Source organism: Bacillus sp. FSL W8-1127, from assembly GCF_038006725.1.
Lineage (GTDB): Bacteria > Bacillota > Bacilli > Bacillales > DSM-4216 > Bacillus_O > Bacillus_O smithii.
In genome coordinates, this window is sequence record NZ_JBBOVU010000001.1 from 2,605,325 (window position 1) to 2,623,343 (window position 18,019).

The following is an 18,019-nucleotide window of genomic DNA, read 5'->3' on the forward strand; positions in this document are numbered from 1 at the left end:
CCCTTGTTAGGCTTCGCTTCTAAAGATTGTCTCCACTTTACACAAATTTTTTTAAAAAATACGCAAAAGTTTGTCACCTTCCATTCGACAACTTTTGAATTTCCTGATAAACACGATAGCAAGCAAAGAAATCTTGTTTTTCCATTGCTTCTAAAAGCTTTAAATAATAGGGTTTGTATTTTTCAATTGTCCAATGTTGATTTTGAATGGAAGTTGCATAGTCTGAGACAATCAGCCAAATCTTTTTTAATAAATGATTTTCTCCTAAATCCAAAATAAAAGAAAAAAAGTCATATTCCGACCATTCTTCCTTTTCAAGACTTTCCCGAGCCTTTTTTATCTTTTCATGGAGAGATCGATGTTGAAGAGCCAATGACAGCCCTCCGACTTCCATGATTTCTTTTGCTTTCACGACATCGTCTTGTATCTTTGGATCTTGCAATATAAACATGCCAAGAAGTTCAACAAGACGATGGTCATGGAAATGACGCAAAAAAGTTCCCTCTCCCCTTCTTGTTTCAATCAATCCCAGAAGTTCGAGGGCTCTCAGCGCTTCCCGGACGGAGGAACGCCCAACGTCCAGGTGTTCCGACAATTCCCGTTCAGATGGAATTTTGTCTCCGGGAAGCAGCCCATCTTTTTCAATCATCTTTCTAATTTCTTGTACGATTTCCACAAACTTGGATTTTGGAAGAGCGTCTTTCACAGCTCGTTTCACTCACCTTTTCCAATAGCCGCCAATCTCATGGTCCGTTCATATACTTCTTCAGGATCTACCTTTCTTCTTGCCACTCCTGTTTCCATCGCCGCTTTGGCGACCGCCGCCGCTACCCGCGGTGCAACTCTCGGATCAAAAGGACCGGGGATACAATAGCTTGTATCAAGTTCTTCATCTGAAATGAGACTCGCAATGGCTTCCACCGCTGCTTGTTTCATCTTTTCATTTATATGAGTAGCTCGCACATCCAACGCTCCCCGAAAAATACCCGGGAAAGCCAACACATTATTCACTTGGTTTGGAAAATCGGATCGACCTGTCCCGACAACCATCGCTCCGGCCTCTTTCGCTTCATCCGGCATAATTTCCGGAACAGGATTCGCCATCGCAAAAATAATCGGTTGATCGTTCATGGAACGAACCATTTCTTTTGTCAGTGCACCGGCAACGGAAACTCCTATAAATACATCAGCGCCTTTTATCACATCTGCCAAACTTCCCTTTTTGTGCTCGCGGTTGGTGTACTTGGCTACCTCTTCTTTTACCTTATTCATGCCTTCCGGACGGCCTTCATAGATGGCTCCTTTGGAATCGCACATGATAATGTCCCTTACACCATAATGATACAAAAGTTTAATAATAGCAATTCCAGCAGCTCCCGCACCGTTTGCCACTACTTTAATCTCTGTCATTTTTTTATTGACAATTTTAAGGGCATTCAGCAAGCCGGCAACGGTCACGATCGCCGTTCCATGTTGATCATCATGAAATACCGGAATATTGGTCTCTTTTTTCAGTCGTTCTTCAATGATAAAACAATTCGGGGCCGCAATATCTTCTAAATTAACGCCCCCAAATGTTGGCTCCAATAGCTTCACTGTCTCGACAATTTTTTCCACATCATTCGTATTTAAACAAATTGGAAAAGCATCAACGCCGGCAAAACTTTTAAACAGCACTGCTTTTCCTTCCATTACGGGAAGAGCCGCCTCCGGACCAATATTTCCTAATCCAAGAACCGCCGTTCCATCGGAAACGACGGCTACTGTGTTCCCTTTCATTGTGTAATCATAAACCGTTTCCGGCTTTTCGTAGATCTCTTTACACGGCTCAGCCACTCCAGGAGAATAGGCAAGACTTAAGTCTTTTTGATTCATGACTTGAACTTTTGCCACGGTTTCCAATTTTCCTTGATTCAACTTATGCATGTGCAAAGCTTCTTCTCTTAATGACAAAATATTCACTCCTTCATCCGTACTACGCCGGCATTCCATCGATTGGAGAAAAGGGGTTCGTCATTTGGATTCTCTCGGCTGTTGAACCTTCGTTGAACCGTCTCCTACTTTTCCGCCTGGCCGTGACTTCTTTTCCGAAGCGCCATCTCCATTCTGGCAAGGCCAGCTATAAACGATGGCGCTATCGTCTGTATTGTCTAACCTTTTGTTCCATGATCTGTCCTAAACAGCGAACTAGCTCTCTTATTCTTTGAACCAATGTTGTAATTCTCAAATGCATGATTTTTTGTGGTCAGACCAATTTTTAATGTCTATTTACCACTATACCATAAGTCAGTTGGTTGGAAAACTATATTCTTTTTAATACAACGTTTTCGCTTCCCAATACCGTTTTAAGCTCCACTATGCAAGCTTCTGTCGGATTGACCCAGCGATCCTTAAGAAGCTGAATCGTCCGATGCTCATCCTCATAATGAACCCATACCGCCGTTTCCCCTTTGTATTTTTTTAAAATGCGATACACAGCTTGAAGCGTTTCTTTCTCTTTTTTTTCTTTTGTAATTTTTAAGTAAAGGCGCTGATTCATTCTAGCGGCCAGTTCTTCTGCTTCTTCTATTCCGTATGCGTTTGAGACAATAAATTGTTCATTACCGTTTCTTTCTTCATTTGTCCCTTCCATTAAGACAACGGTCCCTTTTTCGCATATTCCGAAAAATTTACGGTAGATTTCAGGAAACAAAACGGCTTCCATTTCTCCGCTTTCATCCGAAATGCTCAAAAAGGCCATTTTTTCTCCTTTTTTCGTTCGAATCACTCGAAATTCATGGATATAGACACCGATGATCATTTTTTTCCTTTGGCTTTTCAAATAAGCGATATCGACGACTCCAAGCTTTTGAAACAATGACTTATGCACAGAGACCGGATGGCTGGATAAATACAGGCCAAGCACTTCTTTTTCATATTTCAGGCGCATATCATCCGGCATTGGTTCCACTTCTGTATATTTAGGTTTTGGAAAAAAACTCTCATCTGCAAACAATTCGAAATGGCCGTTTTCATCTGGATCAGGTCTCATAAATTCCGCATGGTCTATCGCTGCATCCACACTTGCAAGCAATGTCGCGCGGTCTTTTCCAAAATCATCAAATGCCCCTGCTAAAATAAGAGATTCTATCGTCCTGCGATTCACAGCCTGCGGTGAAACACGCAGACAAAAATCAAACAAATCTTCAAACATCTTTTCCTTGCGGGCTCTTAAAATTTCCTTAACGGCGGCCGCCCCCACTCCTTTAATCGCAGCAAGACCGAAGCGAATTCCTTCTTTTTCGGCTTTGAAAAAAAATTGACTGCTCTGAATCGAAGGCCTCAAAATCTGAATTCCCATTTCTTTTGCTTCTCTCACATATTGGGCTATTTTTTTTTCGCTCCCAATCACCGATGTCAAAAGGGCGGCCATAAAGTACAACGGATAATGCGCTTTTAAATAAGCGAGCTGATAAGCGATCTTGCTGTAGGCGACTGCATGGCTGCGATTAAAACCATAATTGGCAAATCGCACAATTAAATCGTAAATTTGATCGGCCGTTTCCTTGCTGTAGCCGTTTCGAACAGCGCCCTCAATAAAATGTTTTCTTTCTTCCGCCAACACTTCTTTTTTCTTTTTCCCGACAGCTCGACGCAGCAAATCGGCTTCTCCTAAAGAAAATCCCGCCATTTTGGAAGCGATTTGCATAATTTGCTCTTGATAAATGAGAACGCCATATGTTTGTTTTAAAATTCCTTCCAAGTCGGGGTGGGGATACTCGATTTTTTTCAACCCGTGCTTCCGTTCAATATAAAGAGGGATATTTTCCATTGGTCCCGGACGATACAAAGCATTAACGGCCACAATATCTTCAAAATCGCTCGGCTTCAGCCGCATCAGCACTTTGCGCATCCCCTCTGATTCCAATTGAAAAACACCCGTTGTTTGTCCTTTGCCAAGCAGTTCAAAGGTTTTGCGATCATTGAGCGGAATCTCGCTGAGATCCATTTTTTCTCCTGACGAGTATTGAATCGACTCTAAAATTCTTTCTAAAATCGTTAAATTACGGAGCCCGAGAAAATCAATTTTCAAAAGGCCTAATTCTTCTAAAATATCCATTGTAAATTGTGTCATATACATTTCATCATGACCTTGTTGAATGGGGATCAATTCCACAAGCGGCTGTTCCGTGATCACCACGCCGGCTGCATGGGTGGACGCATGCCGCGGCAGCCCTTCAAGTTTCAATGCCGTTTCAAAAATTTGTTTATGCACCGGATCACTTTCTACCCATGTTCTTAACATCGAAGAATCCTTGTAAGCATCCAATAAAGTCAGGCCGAGGCGAGACGGTAGCATTTTGGAAATTCGATCCAATTCTTTCGTTTGAAATCCGAACACTCTTGCAATATCCCTTATAACCGCTTTCGCCGACAATGTTCCGAATGTGATGATTTGAGCGACATGAATGTTTCCATATTTCTTGGCGACATACCGTATGACCTCATCCCTTCGATGATCCGGAAAATCAAGATCAATATCCGGCATTGTCACCCTTTCCGGATTTAAAAACCTTTCAAATAATAACCCGTATTTTAATGGATCAATATCCGTTATTTCCAACAAATAAGCCACCAGCGAGCCAGCTGCAGACCCCCGTCCAGGCCCCGTCAAAATAGCTTGTGATCTTGCAAACTTCATAAAATCCCAGACAATCAAAAAATAATCGTTAAATCCCATTTTATCGATCACCGCTAATTCATAGGAGAGCCGTTCCAAATAATGAGGATCTTCTTTCTTGCCTTTTTTTTCAAGACCTTGCATACACAGCCGGTAAAGAACCTCTTTGGCATTTTCATTGTCCGGAAGCGGATATTTAGGAAGCAGCTGCTGGTGAAAATGAATTTCAACCGTACATTGCTCCACAATCTTCAGCGTATTTTCCAGTGCATCAGGATATCCGGAAAAACGCTTATACATTTCGGCAGGCGGCTTTAAATCATATTCATCAGTGGCAAGCGTCTTCCGATTTTCATCTGCCAGTTTGGCTCCGTCTCGTATCGCCAACAAACATTCATGAGAAAAAGAATCGCCTTTATCCAAATATTGGACATCGTGAGTGACGATACAGGAGATCTCCATTTCTTTGCTTAAAGCCGTCAAACCGGCGCGAATTTCTTCTTCCTGGGAGAGCAAATGGTCTTGAAGCGAAAAATAAAAGCTTTCCTGTTCGAAAATGTTCTTGAAAACGTGGGCGACTTGGCCCGCTTTTTCAAATTCTCCGTTCAGAATGAGCTGTTCAATTTCACCTTCCATCCCCGGAGTAAAAGCGAAAAGTCCTTTTGAATAAGCTTTTAGCCACTTGATAGGAAGTCCTTGAGGCGACTTTGTTTGGATCAAGCTGGAAATCTTCAGCAAATTTTGATAGCCGGTATTATGTTTTGCGAGAAGGACAAGCGGAAACGATCGTCCTTGTCCAATAGGAGATTGGATGTCAGCCGTCAAACCGATAATCGGTTTAATTCCGTTTGCTTTGCATGCTTTATAAAATGGAACGGCTGCGTACATGACGTTATGGTCCGTCAATGCCAGCGCTTTTAGTCCTAGTTTTTTACCGTACTCCGCTAATTTGTCAGGCATAATGGTGCTTGATAACAAACTGTAACCCGTTTTAATTTGCAAATGGGCAAACAACAGCTTGTCCCTCCTTTCTGACCTGTTTCCCGCTTCTTTTTCCATCCTCAACGCGTACCTCCAAGAATGGATATTGCCTTACAGCTTATTATATAGGGAAAATTCCATACGAACAATTGTACGGATGAAAAGGAAACCATCGATGTTTTACATACATGAATCGGTATGTCCATATACATAATGTAGCAAACTTTTAATAGCGGGAGAGGATAAACGTGAATGAAGCATTTTTCCCGGAATTTTTCAAATGTTTTTTTATTGCTCTTGGTGTTCTATTAGGGGGATCCTTGATTGGCGGTTTTGCGTCCTTTATAACTGGTAAACCACCCATGACGGAAATCTATAATATTTCCAACAATGTCCGTATATGGGCGATCATCGCTGCGATCGGCGGAACATTTGACACTTTGTACAGCTTTGAAAAAGGCTTTTTGCAAGGTGAAACAAAAGAACTCATCCGTCAATTTCTTTTGATTTTGTCCGCAATGGGCGGGGCTCAGACCGGCGCTGCCATTATCCAATGGTTGACCCAGGAGCATATTTAAACGATGAGAATTCCGCCTCTTTATCACAAAAAGAATTGGCAAATATTTATAGCAGGAACCGCCATCGGAGCATGCGTCGGCTGGCTTGTTTTTTTGTACATGTTCGGCTCTCTTCAAGAAAAACAAACGAATACGATTGAAAGGCAAAAAGAAGAGATCAGCGATTTGAACGATCACCTTTCCATTTGGCAGGAAGAGTTTAAGAAGCTGAACAAGAAAAATCAAGAAATGCTAACCGTACAAAACATTGATGTAGAAATCATAAATTTCGAAAAATATGGAATCAAAGATTCACATAGTCAATTTGAAGCGGAAGAGCTAATCAAAAAAGATTTGGACGCCTTATTAGCCAAAAACTTAGAAACCGTTTTCGCCAATAAGCAAATCATTAAGGAGCTTATCGAAAACAAGATGTTAAAAATTCAAAATAAAAGATTTCATCTAAAAGTAAAAGAAGTGTATTTTTACACGACCGTTGAAATCTACTTGGAATTGGAACTGGTCAAATAAGAATCGGCGCCTTTTAAGCGCCGATTTATGCTTATTTTCTGCACAGTTCATCCAAATCTTCAATCACTTGTTCCACATCGTCCCATGAATAAACGGAAGCTCCCGCAGCCAGCGGATGGCCGCCACCTTTGTACTTTTTCGCCAATCCATTGATAACGGGGCCCTTCGAACGCAATCGCACTCTGATTTGATCTCCCTCTTCAATAAAGAAAGCCCACGCTTTGATTCCCTTTACGTCTCCCAAAACGCTCACCAGTTGTGAAGCTTCGGAAACGCTGACTTGGAATTGCTCCAAGAGATCTTTTTTAATGATGACACTGCCGGCGCCGCTCGGACGGAGTTCAAAGTTTTGCAAGATAAATCCTTTTAATTTTAATAAGTTGAAATCCATTTCATACAACTGTGTATAAAGCAAGCTGCGGTTAAATCCATATTGAATCAACTCGGCAGCGTATCGAAACGTTTTTTCCGTCGTGCTTGGATAAAGGAATCTACCCGTATCTCCGACAATGCCGGCATAAATAAGTCGAGCGGCATCGTTGGTCATCTTTAATCCTTCGTCTTTGCATTCCAAGTAAAATTCGTAGATCATTTCACTGACCGAACTGGCCGACGTGTCCACCCAAAGCAAATCGCCATAAGGATCTTCATTAGGATGATGGTCGATTTTAATGATAAAATCTCCGAGTTGATAACGTTCATCACTGATTCTTTCACGATTGGCCGTGTCGCAAACGATGACAAGCGCTCCGTTATAAACTTGATCTTCAATTTGATCCATGCGGTTTAAAAAGTGCAAAGAAGGATCTTCTTGTCCGACCGTATAGATATGTTTATCCGTAAAGGAAGCGCGCAAAATTTCCGCTAATCCTCCTTGAGATCCGTATGCATCGGGATCGGGGCGAATATGCCGGTGGATAATAATGGTTTCGTACTGTTTGATTTTTTCTAGTATCTCTTTTTTCATCATAAATTCCCTTCTTTATTCACGATATTTCCTTTTTTTTCCGTTCGTAATTCGATACAATGGAATGAGAATGTACTAGTGGAGGAATGCAAATGCCCGTTTTTGTTTTTTTCATTGTTTTATCGCTGGCTTTTTATCTTTTCTATAAAATTCAGTACGTAAGAAGCAACCGTCCAATGGAAAGAAAATGGCTCTCCGCAAAATCAAGCATGATGCTGGGTCTTTTTGTAGGTTTGTTCGGCATCAACACGTTTTTCGTTCAGCAATCGACAGTGGCCTACGCGATAGCGACGATCTTTATAGTTCTTGGATTTTCCAGCGTATGGGCCGGCTTCAAAGCTTACCGTCATTTTACCCCGTATGTCAAACAAGAAGCAGCAGAATGGGACAAATCCTCTTGAAATTTCTTTCGACAGCTGCTCGTTTTGGCGGACAGCTGTCATCTATCGATCATTTGAACCATCAACAGAGCTTTTCCGACCAGTTTGTTCTCATTGAATACTTCAATATCAATTTTCCCAAATTTTCTTCCAGCCTCTAATACTTTCGGATGGATTTCGATCATGCTTTCTAATTGGACAGGCTTAAAGTAGTAAATCGTCATATTTTCCACAACGTGATCGCCTTTTTTTTGCGCTTTTAATGCCCGATTGGCTGCTTCCGTCACTAATGTTGTAAAAACTCCATAGGAGATAGTACCCAGCTGGTTTGTCATTTGGGGGGTGACCTCAAATTTATACACGTTCGACTGTTCTTGATTGGAAGTGGAAATATCGAATTGCTTCGTAATCAGATCATCAATCGTTTCCCCTACTTGAGGTTGGCGCGAATTCATCTGCAGGGCCTTCAATACATCTTGTCTGCTGATAATCCCTTGCAGCTTATTCTGATCATCGACGACCGGCAATACTTCGATTCCCTCCCAAATCATCATATGGGCAGCCGAAGCGACACTCGTCCGTTGGCTTACGGTCAAAGGCTTTTTCGTCATGACTTTTTCAATCGATACATCCGATTCATATCCCATAATATCTTTCGTTGTGACAATGCCTACCACTTTCAATTGTTGATCCACAACAGGAAACCGTCCGTGGCCTGTTTTCTTATTCTTTTCATGATAGTCGCCAACGGTGTCGGATAACGTTAAGTACGCTGTTTTTTCAACGGGAGTCAAAGTATCTCCAACTAAAATAATTTCCTTTTTGATCAGCTGGTCGTAAATAGCACGGTTGATCATGGTAGCCACCGTAAATGTATCGTAACTGGTCGATATAATCGGCAGTTCTAATTCATCAGCTAATTTTTTCACATGGTCTTCTGTGTCAAATCCTCCGGTAATCAGTACGCCTGCCCCCGCCCGCAGCGCCAATTCATGAGCTTGGGTGCGATTGCCGACAATCAACAGATTGCCCGCTCCCGTATACCGCATCATGGCATCCAGCTTCATCGCTCCGATTACAAATTTGTTCAACGTTTTATACAACCCGGCACGACCGCCCAGCACTTGACCGTCAATAATATTGACTACTTCCGCATAGGTAAGTTTCTCGATATTTTCTTTCTTCTTTTTCTCGATGCGAATGGTTCCTACCCTTTCAATGGCGCTGACGAATCCTTTCGTTTCCGCATCTTTAATAGCCCGATAAGCCGTTCCTTCGCTTACATTTAACGCTTTGGCAATTTGTCTTACAGAAATCTTTTCACCTATAGGAAGTCCTTCTATATACTCTAAAATCTGCTCATGTTTGGTCGCCAAGTTTTTCACCTTTCCCTTTCATCATCTATTCCCATTATAAAGTGAAAAACAGAGCGATTCAATTAGCATGGAGACCGTTAAGAAAACCATCTAAAAAGAGCTGAACCGAAACAAGGTAGGCATTTCCCTTGATCAGCCAGCTCCTTACTGTCATTTGATTACAGCTCGATGCTGTCACCCGGCTCCAGAATTTTGCCGTTTTGATCTTCCAGCAATTCAATAAAGCGAGCGGGATCTTGTTTAATAACCGGGAACGTGTTGTAATGAATCGGTACGACAGTCTTAGCTCCCAAAAATTTAGCTGCAATCGCCGCATCTTCCGGTCCCATCGTAAAGTTATCTCCAATGGGCAAAAACGCAATATCGATCGGATGTCTTTCGCCGATCAGTTTCAAATCAGAAAATAACCCGGTGTCTCCCGCATGGAAAATCGTTTTTCCTTCAGCCATGACCAGTACGCCTGCCGGCATCCCCATATAAAGGATCTGTCCATCTTTTGTTTCAAACCCGGTTCCGTGAAACGCTTGTGTGAATTTGACTTTTCCAAAATCAAATTCATAAGCTCCCCCAATGCTCATGCCATGAGTGTTCAGTCCTTGCTTTCCTAAATAAACAGCCAGTTCATTAATGGCGATCACTTGGGAATGATTTCTTTTGGCAATCTCAACCGTATCTCCTACATGATCCGAATGACCATGCGTTAAAATAATCGCATCCGCTTTTACCTCGTCAGCCTTCAAGTCCGTTAATTCGTTTCCGGTGATAAATGGATCAATCAGAATCGTCTTTCCATTTGTTTCAATTTTAACGATAGAGTGGCCGTGGTAAGAAATTTTCATATTTCAATCTCCTTTCTTACACTATTTATATTTCTCATTTTTGCATATTTCGTTGGCAACGTCCAAAAATCCTGCCTTATAAGATTTCTTTTTGAGATTCCATCATTTACTGTATTGTCAAAATTGCCCAAATTTTATCAAAAAACACTCTGCCTACATCTTTGTTTACTTTCCTATATTTTGCTGTTACGCTTATATTTAAGGAATCAATGAGGGGGATATAACCATGAACAGCCGATTGAGAAATTTGATAGATTGGATGAAAGAAACAGAGATTGACTTTTCTTTCATTACATTGCCTGATAATGTTTTTTATTTTACGAATTATAGAAGCGATCCTCACGAACGTGTTTTAGCCGTTGGCGTTTTTCAACGGGAGGAACCTTTTTTGATTTGTCCGCAGATGGAAGCGAAAGAAGCGAAAAAGGCCGGCTGGGAGCATGAAATCATCGGCTACAGCGACATTGTGAATCCGTGGGAAGAAATCGAAAAAGCCGTCAAGTCACGGCTCAATTCCGTACGAAAAATCGCGCTGGAAAAGGAACATTTAAATATTAGCCGATATGAACAACTGGCTTCCCGATTCTCTGATGCGTCCTTTACTGGATTGGATGATACATTAAACCAACTGCGAATGATCAAAGATGTGGAAGAAATACAGCTGATGAGAAAAGCGGCAGAATATGCTGATTACGCTGTTCAAGTGGGAGTTTCAGAATTAAAAGAGGGAAAAACCGAGCTTGAGATCATCGCCGCGATTGAATATGAACTCAAGAAAAAAGGAATTTCGGAAATGTCATTCGCTACGATGGTCTTAACAGGAAAAAATGCTTCATCCCCGCATGGAACTCCTGGAGCGTCTAAAGTGAAAAAAGGCGATTTAGTATTGTTTGACTTAGGTGTTGTTTATAAAGGATATTGCTCAGACATTACACGAACCGTCGCCTACGGGGACATAACAGATGAACAAGAAACCATTTACCAAACGGTTTTAACAGCCCAGCAAACGGCAGTCCGAGCGGTCAAACCGGGCGTTCCATTGAAAGAACTGGATTTGACAGCGAGAAATATCATTTCACAAGCTGGATACGGAGAATATTTTTCCCATCGCCTCGGTCACGGATTAGGAATCAGCGTCCACGAATATCCGTATGTGACGGAGACAAACGATTTAGCCTTAAAAAAAGGCATGGTCTTCACGATTGAACCTGGCATTTATGTCCAAGAAAAAGCCGGTGTCCGAATCGAAGATGATGTTGTCGTGACTGACAAAGGTGTGGAAGTGCTGACGAAATATCCGAAAGAATTGCAAATTATTAAGTAAATAGGGAAAGCGGAATAAAAGCAATACATTCGGGGATTAGAGTGACAAAGTCTTTCTCTTAACAGACTGGCTGCAGTCGCACGAGAGCCGGCTTTGCGCTTCCCCTGAGATTCCGCGATGTCGCCTCCATCCTGTAAATCGAGTAGGAGGGAGCGATTAACTCTCGTCCTCTCACACCACCGTACGTACGGTTCCGTATACGGCGGTTCAATTAAGATAATTGACGCAAGTCTTTATAACTTCCGTGAATAGCTGTTCTCTTTATGCCAGTGGTCACTCCACCCTCCAAGAGGTCTCCCACGGGATTCACCGCTTCCTCCCTCAAGTGAGGTACTACGTTTTCTGTGTTCATCATGACTCACTGAATACCAAGGGCTATTCTCTCTTAATTGTTCGGTCCTTCTTAGTTGTTCTAGACCAACTAATACTATGACCTCTGCTGACTTCTGACGGTTCAGCTACTTATCACTAAGTAGGTTATGACGAGTACTTCACATATCCGCCAGACCTCCCCGGGTAAGTACATGCACTTTCACACCATCTATCCGCCTCATTTACTCGATATGACCTTCGACAGAAAGAGCTTTGTTTTGTTATGCAAACTCACTCAATCATACCTAGCCTTATATGAGGTTCGTGTTCCTCGGACCGGTGTTTTGCCTCCAGCTTCCTTCAGATTCCGCGTCACCACGGACACCCTTGCTCTTGGCTAACCTCTACTTCTGTCTTCGGGGTTCAAGACTTACGCCCTATAGTTCATGTACATGCCGGGCGCACATAAAAGAACTTGTCCGTTTTATAGACAAGTTCTTTTTCACTAAGAAAAAAGACTGATAAAAAGGATTTTTCAATGATAACTCTTCTGTAGCGGCCTGCTCTTCCACTTTATGAGAAATTCGTTTTAGGCTCCCCTGACTTTCGACCTTGCCAAAAAAGATTTTCAAATGTACATTTTCTCCTTTTTCACACATATGATAATGATATTGCTACATTTTTCGAAAAAATTCCACACATATATACTCCTATTTGTTTTACAATGAAGAAAAAGGAGGTATAAGAAATGGATACCCAATATAAACATATTCTGGTAGCAGTCGACGGTTCTCAAGAGGCGGAATGGGCCTTTAAAAAATCCATCGAAATCGCCAAGCGCAATGAAGCCACCATCTACTTGGTTCATGTCATCGACACCCGAGTATTTGCAGGCGTTGAAGCCTATGACTACACTATCACCGCACAAGCTGAAAAATACGGACAGGAGCTTCTGGAAGACTACAAAAAGAAAGCCGAAAAAGCGGGTGTAAAAAATATCGTTACGTTTTTAGAACACGGTTCTCCTAAAGCGGTCATTCCCAGAGATGTCGCTAAAAAAGTCGAAGCGGACTTGATTATTTGTGGAGCCACAGGTATGAATGCTGTTGAACGATTCTTGATTGGAAGCGTTTCCGAACATATCGCACGATCAGCCCGATGCGACGTTTTAATTGTCCGCACAAACAAATCATAATCGGCAAAACTTTTCAAAGATTTGCTTGACCGATATCTGCGCTAAAAAAGCATGCTTAAAGCATGCTTTTTTAGCGCAGTCACCGTATTCAGCCTTTAGTAGAAATGAAGCCTTTACACCGGGAGATCCATTTGTCTTTTATCATTAGATAACGGTTGTGAAAGAAGCTCTTTCGCATATTGTATTTGCTGCTTCACTTGTTCAAACCCGGTCCCGCCTAAAGAATTTCTTCTTTTGACTGCTTGGTAGGGTGAGAGAATTTGATAAATATCCTCCTCAATGACCGGAGAGGCTTCCTTCAAATCTTCCAATGACAAATCGGCCAAATAACATTTCTTTTGGATGCAATGGAGAACTAGTTTTCCGACAATTTCATGCGCCTCTCGAAAAGGGATTCCTTTTGCCGCCAAATAATCGGCGAGTTCCGTCGCATTCGAAAAATCATGATGGACAGATTCCGTCAGCTTCGATTCATTCACCTTCATCGTCCGTACCATTCCGTTAAAGATTTTCAATGAACCCATAACCGTATGGACAACGTCAAACATTCCTTCCTTATCTTCCTGCATATCTTTGTTATAAGCTAACGGCAATCCTTTTAATACCGTCAACAAAGAAATTAAATGCCCGTAGACTCTGCCCGTTTTACCACGAATCAATTCAGCCATATCCGGATTTTTCTTTTGAGGCATGATGCTGCTGCCGGTTGAAAACGCATCATCCAATTCAATGAATTGAAACTCTTGGCTTGACCATAAAATAAGCTCTTCTGCAAATCGCGAAAGATGCATCATTAAAATAGAGGAATCATTTAAAAATTCGATGATAAAATCGCGATCGCTTACTGCATCCAAGCTATTTTGATAAATGCTTGAAAATCCCAATAAGGCGGCCGAATATTCCCGATCAATAGGAAAGGTGGTCCCGGCAAGCGCCCCGGCCCCCAACGGAGAAACGTCAATACGTTTTAACGATTCTTGATATCGTTTTTTGTCCCGCTCAAGCATCCAAAAATATGCCATCAAATGGTGAGCAAAAGAAATCGGCTGCGCCCTCTGTAAATGTGTGTACCCGGGCGCCACTGTTTCCACATGCCTCTCCGCTTTTTCAATAATCGTTTCTTGGAAAGAAGTAATCAATTGGATAATCGACTGAACTTGTTTTTTTAAATAAAGATGCATATCGGTGGCCACTTGGTCATTTCGGCTCCGCCCGGTATGAAGTTTTCCACCAACAGGTCCGATTTCTTCGATCAGCATTTTTTCTAAATTTAAATGGATATCTTCTTCGGAAATCGAAAAGGTGAGTTCGTCTCTTTCCGCTTTTTCTTTTAAGCGGAGCAACCCTTCTTTGATTTTATCCGTCTCTTCTTGGGAAAGGATGCCGCACTTTCCGAGCATGGTGACATGTGCAAGGCTTCCTTCTATGTCTTCAAGAACGAGCTCTTGGTCGAACGAAATGGATGCGCCAAATTCGTCTACCCATTCTTCTGCTGATTTTTGGAAGCGCCCGCCCCATAATTTTTTCATGCTTGAACCTTCTCCTTTTCTTGATGAACCATCGCATTTACTTTCGTCGGCAAGCCGAACAATTTAATGAAGCCGACTGCTGCTTGATGATCAAATTCGTCTTCAACCGTATACGTTGCCAGTTTTTCGTTGTAAAGAGAATAATTTGATTTTCTTCCTTCTACAATGGCATGGCCTTTAAACAGTTTGACACGGACAGTGCCGGTGACAAATTTTTGCGTTTCTTGCAAAAAGGCCTTTAATGCGTCTTTAATGGGGGAAAACCATAAGCCTTCATAAATGACTTCCGTTAGTTTCTTTTCAATGACAGGTTTAAAATGAGCCAATTCTTTTACAAGCGTTAAATCTTCCAATTCTTTATGGGCTAAAATTAATGTCATCGCGCCTGGGCATTCATACACTTCTCTTGATTTGATTCCGACAAGTCGGTTTTCAACGTGATCAATACGTCCCACTCCATGCTTTCCTGCGATTTTGTTTAATTCCAAAATCAGTTCCGAAAGCGCGTAACGCTTGCCGTTTAAAGCTACAGGCACTCCCTTTTCAAAATCGATTTCTATGATTTCCGGAGTATCCGGCGTAAACTCAATACTTGTGGTCAATTCATATGCTTCTTCCGGCGGAGCAGCCCAAGGATCTTCCAATATCCCGCATTCATTGCTTCTTCCCCATAAGTTCTTGTCAATGGAAAAAGGACTGTCTAAATCAACCGGAATAGGAATTCCTTTTTGTTTGGCATATTCAATTTCTTCTTCACGCGACCAGCTCCATTCACGGACAGGAGCCAACACTTCAAGATCCGGATTTAAAGCGTTGATCGAAAGTTCAAAGCGAACTTGGTCATTCCCTTTGCCCGTGCAGCCATGCGCCACCGCCACGGCACCTTCTTTTTCAGCTATTTCCACCAATTTTTTGGAAATGAGCGGTCTTGACAGAGCTGAAACCAGCGGATATTTTCCTTCATAAAGAGCATGAGCTTGTAAAGCCAACAGAGCGTATTCATTAGCAAATTCTTCTTTTACATCGAGGACATAGCTTTCCACAGCTCCGACTTTCAACGCTTTTTCTTGAATAAATTTCAAATCTTTTCCTTCCCCTACATCAAGGCAGCAGGCAACAACATCATACCCTTGATCTTTCAGCCATTGGATGGCCACCGATGTATCTAAACCGCCCGAATAAGCGAGCACAACTTTTTTACCCATCATGGATCCCCCTTTTGGTCGTATAAATATTCATCAATAGTTATTTTTATTCCTTTTTTATATGTCTATAAGAATATCATTTTCCGTTTCTTCTTTCAAGGGCCATTGAATAAAAATTTTCTAATTTTATTTTTTATTCAATACTTTTTCAAACAATGCTTTGTTTTAGCGAACACTGGCTGTATACAATAAATATCTTATTGAAAAGAAGGAAGAACGTTCGGGATTGAAAAAATATTTTCGCGACCAAATGGAGGTGTATAAGAATACGAGCATATTGAAAACAAAAAAGGGATTGTTTCAAAATGACATAGGTGCTTTCCGCGGCCGATCCGCAAACCTCCTCGCTCGTCTCTCGCTGCGGGGTCCGCCTGGCTCCCTTTTCCCGCAGGAGTCTCGCCGGTTTCAAGATCATCACCTAAAATTTCACGTAGTCCGGTGCAAAAAATCGTCCTTTCATTATCATGTAATCGCCAAGCTGACATTGAATGAAGTGATTCTTTCAAGTCACTTTTCAGCTGCTTTGATTAAATACAACATGGGACCGACTAAGGCAACGATCGAATTAGGGTCAATTGCCATCGCCCATAACTTTTTGATACAAAGAAACCCCGACAAGATACATTGTTTTATCTCGTCGAGGTTTCTTGTTTAAAAGGAGCTTTTAGGACAGCCCCTGCTTGCGAATTTCATTTACAATATGGCGAATTTCAGGTAAGATCAATTTTTCCATCGCCAGCTTCACCGCCCCGGTCGATCCAGGCATGGAGAAAATAGCGACACCGCCGGATACACCTGCTGCTGCTCTCGATAAAATAGCCGCAGAACCGATGTCCTCTGTGTAGCTGAGCATTCGAAACAATTCTCCAAAACCTGCCAATTCCTTTTCAAATAGCGGCTTAACGGTTTCAATTGTTACGTCTCTCTTTGAAATACCGGTACCTCCATTTAAAAGAATACAATCCGCTATTTTTTTGCGAATAATTTCCGTTACAAGACGGCGAATGGATAGACTGTCATCTTTGACGATTTCATATTGAACCACTTCATGATGATGTTCCAGCAATAGTTTTTGAATAAGCGCTCCGCTTTTGTCGTTTTCTTGAGTCCGAGTATCGCTCACCGTAATGACAGCAGCCTTCACATGTTGAGGCCCTCCCTTTTTATGGTCTGACGCACTCATTTCATATCTCCTTTCTTATCCAACAACAAGCGGTATTGGTAGTACTTCTCTGCATACTCCGTTACTTTTTTTGTGAATTGATAATTGAAATTGGCACCGATGGCCATCCGGATGAGAGGAAATTTGTCATTTTGCTTCTTTTTAAACATGTTGATGGCCATCAGCTTCATCAGCTGTTTCACGATTTCATTCAACCACAGGGGGTCCGCAAGTTGTTCAGAATCATCGTAAAAATAAACATCTTGTTTGTTTTCCAGATCTTCCAATAATTTTTTCCATCCGTAAATTTGAACCTGTTTCGGCAACACTGCTGCATGGAAGACTTTTAAGGAGATCATCGTTTCATAAGGAGATTGAACATCGAATCCGTAAGTCATAGCCGTTAGTTGAACAGCCCGAACATTAATGGCAATAAGAATGGGAAAATCGGAAACGGCCGACAAAAAGCCGCCTTTTCCGGTCATTCCTCCTTGAATAAACGAATACAAACGGTGCCGAGCCGAATGTTGTCTGTTTAAATAATGGAGCTGATCAATCGTCAATTTCCGCAAATCCGGAATATCCACGACGGAATCATCAAAAGCGCGAGCTGAAACGAGGATTCTTTCCCGAGCTTCTTCTTGAATTTGCGATCCTTGAAGCAGCGATTGAACTTGAAACATCCATTGATCCAGTTTGGTTAAAAACGCTTCCTGCCACTCCTCAGGAAAAGAGGCAAAGGTACGTTCAAGCCATTTTATGTACGTTGTTTGGAGGTCATTTCCTTCATATTCCAATAATGTTTGTTCCCATTTCAGAATTTCTTCCCAAACGGCTTCGTCTCGCTCGGTCCAATTCATCATTATTCGCACAGGGGACTCCAACTTTATGCATCCAAGAAGATGATGAAAGAAAAACATGTCCAAAACGAAATGATTTTCATTCATCATCTTTTTTCCCTAGACACATGGACAATGTAAACCACCGTATACCGTCCGGCG

15 protein-coding genes are annotated in these 18,019 nt (G+C 41.9%); 5 read left to right on the forward strand and 10 right to left on the reverse strand.

Features of this window, described 5'->3' with window-relative positions; all coding sequences use genetic code 11:
- Nucleotides 1-73: 73 nt before the first annotated feature.
- From NST12_RS12240 to dnaE, 3 genes are all read right to left on the reverse strand, one after another.
- Nucleotides 74-718: a FadR/GntR family transcriptional regulator gene (locus NST12_RS12240; RefSeq protein WP_003355623.1), complete on the reverse strand. Its 645-nt coding sequence runs from the start codon at nt 716-718 to the stop codon at nt 74-76.
- Nucleotides 715-1,953 (reverse strand): NAD(P)-dependent malic enzyme, encoded by a 1,239-nt coding sequence (locus NST12_RS12245; RefSeq protein ID WP_048623820.1) that lies wholly within the window; start codon nt 1,951-1,953, stop codon nt 715-717. Before NST12_RS12245 ends, NST12_RS12240 begins: the two co-directional genes overlap by 4 nt.
- 349 nt (nt 1,954-2,302) lie before the next feature.
- Nucleotides 2,303-5,719: a DNA polymerase III subunit alpha gene (dnaE, locus tag NST12_RS12250; protein ID WP_341102222.1), complete on the reverse strand. Its 3,417-nt coding sequence runs from the start codon at nt 5,717-5,719 to the stop codon at nt 2,303-2,305.
- 170 nt (nt 5,720-5,889) lie between these two features.
- On the opposite strand from dnaE, the gene NST12_RS12255 reads away from it, so the two are divergent.
- Entirely contained in the window at nt 5,890-6,219 is a 330-nt protein-coding gene (locus NST12_RS12255) for a YtrH family sporulation protein (RefSeq protein ID WP_003355629.1), read from the forward strand.
- A 3-nt stretch (nt 6,220-6,222) separates the two neighbouring features.
- The gene (gene ytrI / locus NST12_RS12260) at nt 6,223-6,729 is read left to right on the forward strand and encodes a sporulation membrane protein YtrI (protein ID WP_328203480.1); all 507 of its coding nucleotides are present in this window, start codon (nt 6,223-6,225) and stop codon (nt 6,727-6,729) included.
- A gap of 31 nt (nt 6,730-6,760) precedes the next feature.
- Here the strand turns inward: ytrI and NST12_RS12265 are convergent, their stop codons facing one another.
- Nucleotides 6,761-7,696, reverse strand: coding sequence for a DHH family phosphoesterase (locus tag NST12_RS12265; RefSeq protein WP_048624511.1), 936 nt, complete (start codon nt 7,694-7,696; stop codon nt 6,761-6,763).
- Nucleotides 7,697-7,788: 92 nt separating this feature from the next.
- Between NST12_RS12265 and NST12_RS12270 the strand changes: the two genes are divergently transcribed.
- Nucleotides 7,789-8,097 (forward strand): YtpI family protein, encoded by a 309-nt coding sequence (locus NST12_RS12270; protein ID WP_003355632.1) that lies wholly within the window; start codon nt 7,789-7,791, stop codon nt 8,095-8,097.
- A 38-nt stretch (nt 8,098-8,135) separates the two neighbouring features.
- Here the strand turns inward: NST12_RS12270 and NST12_RS12275 are convergent, their stop codons facing one another.
- Nucleotides 8,136-9,452, reverse strand: a complete 1,317-nt coding sequence (locus NST12_RS12275) for a DRTGG domain-containing protein (protein ID WP_040341853.1) — start codon at nt 9,450-9,452, stop codon at nt 8,136-8,138.
- A gap of 158 nt (nt 9,453-9,610) precedes the next feature.
- Nucleotides 9,611-10,291 carry a metal-dependent hydrolase gene (locus tag NST12_RS12280; RefSeq protein WP_003355634.1) on the reverse strand — a complete coding sequence of 227 codons (681 nt, stop codon included), beginning with the start codon at nt 10,289-10,291 and terminating at the stop codon, nt 9,611-9,613.
- Between the two features lie 226 nt (nt 10,292-10,517).
- On the opposite strand from NST12_RS12280, the gene NST12_RS12285 reads away from it, so the two are divergent.
- Entirely contained in the window at nt 10,518-11,615 is a 1,098-nt protein-coding gene (locus NST12_RS12285; RefSeq protein WP_003355635.1) for a M24 family metallopeptidase, read from the forward strand.
- Nucleotides 11,616-12,675: 1,060 nt separating this feature from the next.
- Nucleotides 12,676-13,122, forward strand: coding sequence for a universal stress protein (locus tag NST12_RS12290; protein ID WP_003355638.1), 447 nt, complete (start codon nt 12,676-12,678; stop codon nt 13,120-13,122).
- 113 nt (nt 13,123-13,235) lie between these two features.
- On the opposite strand, the gene argH is transcribed toward NST12_RS12290, so the two are convergent.
- The 4 genes from argH to NST12_RS12310 form a co-directional block, all read right to left on the reverse strand.
- Complete coding sequence (gene argH / locus NST12_RS12295) at nt 13,236-14,651, reverse strand: argininosuccinate lyase (protein WP_048623821.1); 1,416 nt, start codon at nt 14,649-14,651, stop codon at nt 13,236-13,238.
- Nucleotides 14,648-15,859 carry an argininosuccinate synthase gene (locus NST12_RS12300; protein WP_048623822.1) on the reverse strand — a complete coding sequence of 404 codons (1,212 nt, stop codon included), beginning with the start codon at nt 15,857-15,859 and terminating at the stop codon, nt 14,648-14,650. Before NST12_RS12300 ends, argH begins: the two co-directional genes overlap by 4 nt.
- 661 nt (nt 15,860-16,520) lie before the next feature.
- Nucleotides 16,521-17,039: a MogA/MoaB family molybdenum cofactor biosynthesis protein gene (locus NST12_RS12305; protein WP_327824332.1), complete on the reverse strand. Its 519-nt coding sequence runs from the start codon at nt 17,037-17,039 to the stop codon at nt 16,521-16,523.
- Nucleotides 17,036-17,881, reverse strand: a complete 846-nt coding sequence (locus NST12_RS12310; protein WP_234395503.1) for an EcsC family protein — start codon at nt 17,879-17,881, stop codon at nt 17,036-17,038. The genes NST12_RS12305 and NST12_RS12310 overlap by 4 nt, the downstream gene beginning before the upstream one ends.
- Between the last annotated feature and the right edge of the window lie 138 nt (nt 17,882-18,019).